Annotated in this window: 6 protein-coding genes; 2 read left to right on the plus strand and 4 right to left on the minus strand. The window is 59.5% G+C overall.

Features of this window, described 5'->3' with window-relative positions:
• Window positions 1–48 precede the first annotated feature (48 nt).
• Complete coding sequence (locus tag WB650_RS16940; RefSeq protein ID WP_423961309.1) at window positions 49–1,359, plus strand: NCS2 family permease; 1,311 nt, start codon at window positions 49–51, stop codon at window positions 1,357–1,359.
• Between the two features lie 64 nt (window positions 1,360–1,423).
• Window positions 1,424–1,735 (plus strand): hypothetical protein, encoded by a 312-nt coding sequence (locus WB650_RS16945; protein WP_422300695.1) that lies wholly within the window; start codon window positions 1,424–1,426, stop codon window positions 1,733–1,735.
• 30 nt (window positions 1,736–1,765) lie between these two features.
• On the opposite strand, the gene WB650_RS16950 is transcribed toward WB650_RS16945, so the two are convergent.
• From WB650_RS16950 to WB650_RS16965, 4 genes are all read right to left on the minus strand, one after another.
• Window positions 1,766–3,805, minus strand: coding sequence for an ABC transporter ATP-binding protein (locus WB650_RS16950; RefSeq protein ID WP_422300694.1), 2,040 nt, complete (start codon window positions 3,803–3,805; stop codon window positions 1,766–1,768).
• 281 nt (window positions 3,806–4,086) lie between these two features.
• Window positions 4,087–5,205 carry a hypothetical protein gene (locus WB650_RS16955; protein WP_422300693.1) on the minus strand — a complete coding sequence of 373 codons (1,119 nt, stop codon included), beginning with the start codon at window positions 5,203–5,205 and terminating at the stop codon, window positions 4,087–4,089.
• Window positions 5,206–5,293: 88 nt separating this feature from the next.
• Window positions 5,294–6,439, minus strand: a complete 1,146-nt coding sequence (locus tag WB650_RS16960; RefSeq protein ID WP_422300692.1) for a ferritin-like domain-containing protein — start codon at window positions 6,437–6,439, stop codon at window positions 5,294–5,296.
• A gap of 24 nt (window positions 6,440–6,463) precedes the next feature.
• Window positions 6,464–6,943 (minus strand): hypothetical protein (locus WB650_RS16965; RefSeq protein ID WP_423961312.1); only part of this gene is annotated, 480 nt, incomplete at its 5' end.

The following is a 6,943-nucleotide window of genomic DNA, read 5'->3' on the forward strand; positions in this document are numbered from 1 at the left end:
ATAGCAAATATATCAAGCTGCACTTACACAGTTGGGGGACGCTTTCTATTGGCATCGCGAATCGGAAACTACTTCGGGCTGGAGGCCGCCGGCACCACCTTTCGACGCGAAGTGCTCGCGGGTGTCACCACCTTCGTCACGATGTCGTACATAATCGCGGTCAACCCGGCAATCCTAAAAGCCGCGGGTATCCCCGAAGGGCCCTCGATGGTCGCGACCATCATGACCGCAATCGTCGGAACGCTCGTGATGGGTCTTTACGCCAACCGTCCGTTCGCGATTGCGCCGTACATGGGCGAGAACGCGTTCATCGCATTCACGGTGGTGAAGGTGCTTGGCTACCGTTGGCAAACCGCGATGGCAGCGGTGTTTCTGGCGGGCGTGATGTTCACGCTGTTGACCGTCGCTCGCGTGCGGGCATGGATGGTCGAAGCACTCCCGCCCGGGCTTAGTTACAGCTTCGGCGTGGGAATCGGATTGTTCCTGACCTTCATCGGACTCAACGAATCCGGGATCGTCGCGATTGGCGTGCCCGGCGCTCCGGTAAGACTCGGAAATCTCGCCACGCCTTCGGTCGAGATCGCGATTCTCAGCTTCGCGCTGATCGCGTTGATGATCGTCCGCCGGGTGTCGGGCGCAATCCTGCTCGGAATTTTGATCTCGGCCGCGACCGCCTTCGTCACCGGTGTCGCGAAGCCGCCGTCGGCGTGGGTCAGCATGCCACCGAGTCCGGCGCCGATCATGATGCAAATCGATCTGCGCGGCGCCTTGAGCGTCGGATTTTTCGGCGTGCTGCTGACGATATTCGTGATCGCGTTGATCGACACGATGGGTTCGCTGATCGGAGTTTCCGCGCGCGCAGGCTTTCTCAACGCCGACGGCACCCTGCCGCAGATCGAACGCCCGATGCTCGCCGATGCGATCGCCACAATGTTCGCGGGTCTGGCCGGCACGACGACTGCCGGCGCGTATATCGAGTCCGCGGCCGGCGTCCAGGTCGGCGGACGGACAGGGCTGACCGCATTGGTGGTTGCCGCGCTGTTCGCGATGTCGCTGTTTTTCGCACCGCTGGTCGCCGCGATTCCCGCCGCCGCCTATGCGCCCGCGCTGATCGTGGTCGGCGCGATGATGGTCTCACCCGTCGTCGGAATCGACTTCGACGACTATACCGAGGCGATTCCCGCCTTCACTGTGATTGCGCTGATGAGCTTCACCTACAATATCGGCGTGGGCATCACGGCCGGCCTGGTTCTTTATCCGCTGCTCAAACTCGCCGCCGGCCGCTATCAGGAGATTCGCGCCGGATTGTGGATTTTATGCATTCTGTCGATCCTATTTTATGTTTTTTATCCATACTAATAGGCGAGGGTGGACAGTCTTCGAATCACATGGATTGATTTAGCGCCGTTACGAGCTTATGTTTATGGTGTGGAAAATTATCGAGTGTTTTCATGGGGTGAGTATGGCTATTTTCACAAAGCGGTTTGCGGACGCCGATGAGTACGAGGAATGGCTGACCAAGGCCAGCGGCCGGGTCAACGTCCTTTCGATTAGCAAAACGCCTACCATCTTTGGTTCGACCACCATTCAGCCGAATGGTCCGGTCGTTTTGAAGTACCAGACTAATGATAAGTCGTTCGCTCCGGCAAAAGGTGCGGCGGCAAAGACCGTGGAGTATGCAATCGTAGGGGCCGCGTTCTTCGCGCTATTCGCCTACCTGATCACAGAACTCTAGCCTCGACCGACCATTGTCCGCGGCCCATCTCTAATCGGACCGATCTCCGCTGACTGGCGCGGGACTCAAAGAGCCGGGTGCGCGCACGATATGCTCGGACTTGAGCCGCAGCTTGCGAGTCTGCTCGTTGAACAGTTGCGAGTAGACGCCCGTGCGTTTCACCAGCTCGGCATGCGATCCCACTTCGACGATCTTCCCGCGATCGAGCACCACGATAACGTCGGCGTCGACAGCGCTGGCGAGCCGATGCGCAATCAGGAACGAGGTGCGTCCCTTCATCAGGCGGCGCACCGCGTCGTGAATCAGGTTCTCGACCTCAGAATCAAGTCCGGAGGTCGCTTCGTCGAGAATCAGGATCGGCGGATTTTTCAGAAACACGCGCGCGAGCGCGAGGCGCTGGCGCTGGCCGGTCGAAGGCCGCACACCGCCCTCGCCTATCATCGTGTCGAGCTGGTCGGGCAGTGACTCGACGAAGTCGCGGATGTTCGCTTGTTCGAGCGCGTGCCAGATTTCCGGGTCGGGCGCACCCGGGCGGCCGTATTGCACGTTCTCGCGAATCGACGCGCTGAACAAAATCGCGTCCTGCGGCACGATCCCGATCGAATCGCGCAGTGACTTGAGCGTCACGCTCGAAATGTCGGTGCCGTCGATCAGGATCCGGCCAGCGGCGAGCTCGTAGAAGCGCGGGATCAGGCCGGCGAGCGTGGTCTTGCCGGCGCCCGATCGCCCGACCAGCGCGACTGTCGTCCCGGCCGGAACTGTAAGGTTCACGTCCTCGAGCGTGATGCGAATCGGGCCGCCGTCGAGCGGCTTGTAGCCAAACTGCAGATGCTCGATCTCGACCAGCCCGCTATTCACTTTGAGCGTCGACGCGCCCGGCCGATCATGCACCTCGGGCGTTTCGTCGAAGAACGCGAAGATGCGCTCGATCGCCGCCAGCGCTGTCGCCACGATCACCGACAACTCGGAGAAGCGTTGCAACGGCAGGTAGAGCGCAGGGAGAAGGCCGAAGAACGCGACCACGGTTCCAATAGTCATTTTACCGTGCATGATCATCAGCGCGCCCGCCCAGATGACGATCAGCGGTGCCGCGCGCGAGATGAACTCGGTGAACATCTGATGGGTCGACGAAAGTTTCACGCTCTCGATCGTCAGGTCGTACATTTCGGTGGTGCGCTGATGGAAGCGGCGCGCCTCATCGGCCTCGCGCGCGAACGATTTCACGGTCGAGACGCCGGCGACCCGTTCCTGCAACTCGCCCGAGAACTCCTCGACCACTTCCTGCAGGTCGTGGCTGGTCTCCTTGATTCGCGGCGACAGAATCCTGATCACCGCGACGTAGAACGGAATGATGATGAGCGAGATCCAGGCCAGCCGCACGTTCAGAGAAAACAGCAGCCAGATCACGAAGCCGAGCGACACGCCGTCCATCCAGATGTTGATCATCGCGGAGCCGACGAAGTTCTGCGCCATCGAGATGTCGGAAATGAAGCGCGAGACCACCGCGCCCGACGTCGTGCGATCGAAAAATGAATGCGACAGGCGTTGCATGTGCTTATACAGCGCGTAGCGCAGGTCGAAGATCAGGCGATGGCCCGCCATGCTCGCCCAATAGTTGCGGAAGTAGGTCGCGATCGCCTGCACGAAGAACAGCGCGAACATCGCAGCGGTCAACGCTTCGAGCTTGGCGGCAGAGCCGGCGCCAAGATGAAGCATCGCGGCGATTGCTATGCACCATCCATCGATCCTCGAGTTCCAATGCTCGAGATGCGGCTGCGGAACAAGCAGAACGTCGAAGACGTATTTGAAGGCGAGCGGGAACGCGAGCGGCAGTGTGAACTTCAGGATGCCCATGACGGAGCCGCCCGCCACCAGCCAGAGATGCGGCCGCACGTAGCCAAGAAATCGCACCAGGGCCGTGCGCGGAACCAGGCGGTCGAAGATGCGCCCGAAAAACCCGCGGCTACGTTGGTCGGGTTCGCTTTCGCTGGGAGCGCCACCCGGCTCCGCAGAGGAACAATCCACCGACTCCGGCGCGCCGGCGATTAATGCAGAACTGCGATTTGGCATGCGGGATAGTTTAGCAGTCGCGCGGGAGCCAGAAAACAGATGTTCAATTCTTCAGCTTGGTAGAGAATTCATACTTTTTGACTTCCCTGCCCGCTCGCGAATTCCACCTTCCGGTTCCCCTTCCCGCTCGGGAAGGGGTTAGGGGTTAGGTTCTCCGCAACATCCGCAGTGCCGGCAGCGCAGAATCTTGAATCGCGCGCGAAAGTAATCGCGCGCTGGATAAGGACCCTCACCTTCGATCCTCTCCCATTCTGGGAGAGGGGAAGATGGAGCGGGAAATATTACGCCGCGGCAGAGATGCGGTCGATCATAGCGGGGATCTGGCTGCGCTTGGCGTGGCCGGTTAGGCCGGCGGCGGCGATTCGCTCCATGTACTCGCGCACGGCGAGGCGGATAAACTTCGCGGTTGCAATGCGGCCCTTGTCGACCTGCGCCTTTTCGAGACCGCCACCGCAGATGATGATCATCGGCTCGAGCAGCTCGGGGCTACCGATCAATCCGAGCAGTGCGTGCTCGGTGTGTTCGAGATAGCCCTCGATGGCGTTCGCTTCGAGCGGACGATGACTCAGATGGTAGCGCAGTTGGCCGAGGCCGTAGGCGGTCTGGCGCGCAGCGTCCTGCATCGCGTAGCGCATGATCTTGCGATCAACGTTGGTCGGAGCGAATGCGCCCACCTGGCGATATAGGGTGAGGAGGAATCCGGCAAGCGACAGGTTGATCGAGACCGAGCCCTGCGGAAATTGATCCGCCCAAAGCCATTCCTTGAGTCCCTGCTCCGCGGTCGCGCTTGCGCGTCCGAGGCCCGCGCCGCCGAACAGCGCGCGCTTGCGGAACACTTCGAACAGGCGCGACGCATCGAGCATCTGCGCGCACATCCAGCTTTTCAGCTCGAGGAAGTCCTGGTTGATCAGTGCGACCCACTTCGACGGAAAGTCCATCGAGACGATCTGGCATTCCTGCAGGAAGGTGTAAAGCTGCGCGCACGCCATTTCGAGATCGTGCGGGAGCGGCTTGGTGTGAAGCTCGGTCCATGGAATGTCGGTCGCGGGGACCCATCGGCGCGCCTTCACTTCCTCGTAAAGCTCCGCGACATTGTCGGACCATACGTCTGACTTGCGATTGACGACGTAGCCCATGTCTGGCAGCTTACCGACCTTCTCACTTCCGCGCGAAACCATCGACTGGCTGGTGCGGACGTCCTCGGGAATATTGGTGTAGCCGTAGGTACCAACATTGAGGTCCTGGTAAGTAAGTCCGCGCTTCGGGTCCGACGGGCGGCCGGCTAAGCGTTCGGTCTTGGCTTCGTACCAGTGGAGGCCTAAGTGTCCCTCCATCACCTTCTGGGCGGCCTGGAGGACTGTGTCGTCGACGGTGTAATCCTTGTCAGCGTAAAATGCCACTTAGTGCTGCCTCGCTGGAACCGATGATTCTAACAACCTAACCCCTAACCCCTTCCCATCATGGGAAGGGGATCGGATTAAAGGAGACCTAGTTCAGTTTGATGCCGGCGTTTTCCGCGGCGGCTCGGCCCATCTCGTACATTAGATAGAGCTTTGAGCGTTCGCGACGCTCAGGCATTCCGCACTTGTCCAGGCGCTCGAAATGCTCCTGCATCTGCTTCAGGTTGAACTGGGTGGTGACCTTGATGCCTTGCTCGATATTTTCCTTTTTCAGACCACCACCAGCGAGGATGATGAAGGATTCGGTCAGCTCGGTCGCGGCGGCGCCGGCGAACGAGATGTTTTCGGCTTCGTCGAGATGCGCATGCAGGACTTCGCGCTTCTCGGGGAAATGCTCGAGCACGTACTTGAAGTGCTGCATGCCGTAGCCGACGTGGCGCGCTTCATCCTGCATCACGAGCCGGAAGATTTTCTTGTCGACGTCAGTCGGAGAAAGGTACTCGCTGAAGCGGAACAGCGTGAGCACATTCCCTTCTGCCACAAGGTGTAGCGCGACTGACATCTCGCTGAAGGAATCGGCGTCGCGCAGATGCTTCAGCGCCATTTCGTTGATCGGACTCGCCTGCATCAGGCCCCATCCTGTCGTGAGCGCACGCTTGCGGAAGACCTCAGCGTGACGCGCCTCGTCCATCGCCTGCGCTGCGATGAAGGATCGCACTTCGATAAAGTCAGGGTTAAGGCGCGGCAGCCACATCGCAGGTGTGTCGGTCGCGATCATTTCCACCTCGGTAAGAAAGGTCATCAACTGCGACAGCGCCTTGCCTGTAACTTCAGGTAGCTCGACGCCGTCCAGCCTGTCCCATGGGATGTCGGTGGTAGCATTCCACTGGCGCGACACCGCTTCCTCATAGTAGCTCTCGGTGTTGAAGGCCCATAGCTCGCTCTTGCGCGAGACCCACGGCTGCGCATCGGGCACGCCTTCGGGAATCTCTGAACCGCGAGGCGCATAGGAGCGATTGTTGCGGACCTTCTCCGGAATGTCGGTGTAACCATAGGTCCCGACGTTAAGGTCTCGATAGGTGAGTCCGCGGCGCGGGTTAGCTTCCTCAGGACTGATTTTCTCAGTGGTGGATTTCATCCACGACAGGTCCATCTCGCCGGTCCTTATCGTGTACAGCCACTTGTCGATAAAGTCCTTGTCCTGGGTGAAGTCCGTGGTCGATAGGTATGCCATTGTCAGTCGCGCCTCCGCGCCTACTTAGTTGAAGCTTACTTCGAGCTTACTCGAGAGGTCGAAAAATTCCTGGATCGATTCCATGAAACGATAGAGTTTGTCGTGTCCGTCGGGGTCGTCGTAGACAATCTTCAGACGCTCGCCAAAATGCGCGAGCGTATTGATGTCGTGGGATGAATCCGCCTCGCCATTGCGGTGGATGTTCTCGATCATCTCGCGCCACACGCGGGTGTCGCCCTCGATCTTGAAATCGACTTTCTTGAGATCGATCGTGGGCACTTCGCTGACGTTTTTGAGGTCGAAAACCTCGAACTCGAGGACGAAATTGCGGGCCTTGCCGTTGACGCCGACGCTGACCCCGAAGGTCGTGTCGATGAACCCGAGCCGCCGGAATTTTTCCTCGTTCGCAGCCATCTGCGCCTTGAGCGCCTCGAAATATTCGGTCGAAGGAAAGCTAATCGCCATAAAATCGATGTCCCTGCGGGTGGTTCTGAAAAAATTGAT

The sequence above is a fragment of the Binatus sp. (SeqCode) genome, assembly GCF_049584895.1.
GTDB lineage: Bacteria > Desulfobacterota > Binatia > Binatales > Binataceae > Binatus.

Excerpts from the sequence above, each read along its gene's own strand:
- WB650_RS16945 (WP_422300695.1), top strand. The coding sequence starts at position 1,424 with ATGGTGTGGAAAATTATCGAGTGTTTTCATGGGGTGAGTATGGCTATT.
- WB650_RS16950 (WP_422300694.1), bottom strand. The coding sequence starts at position 3,805 with ATGCCAAATCGCAGTTCTGCATTAATCGCCGGCGCGCCGGAGTCGGTG.
- WB650_RS16960 (WP_422300692.1), bottom strand. The coding sequence starts at position 6,439 with ATGGCATACCTATCGACCACGGACTTCACCCAGGACAAGGACTTTATC.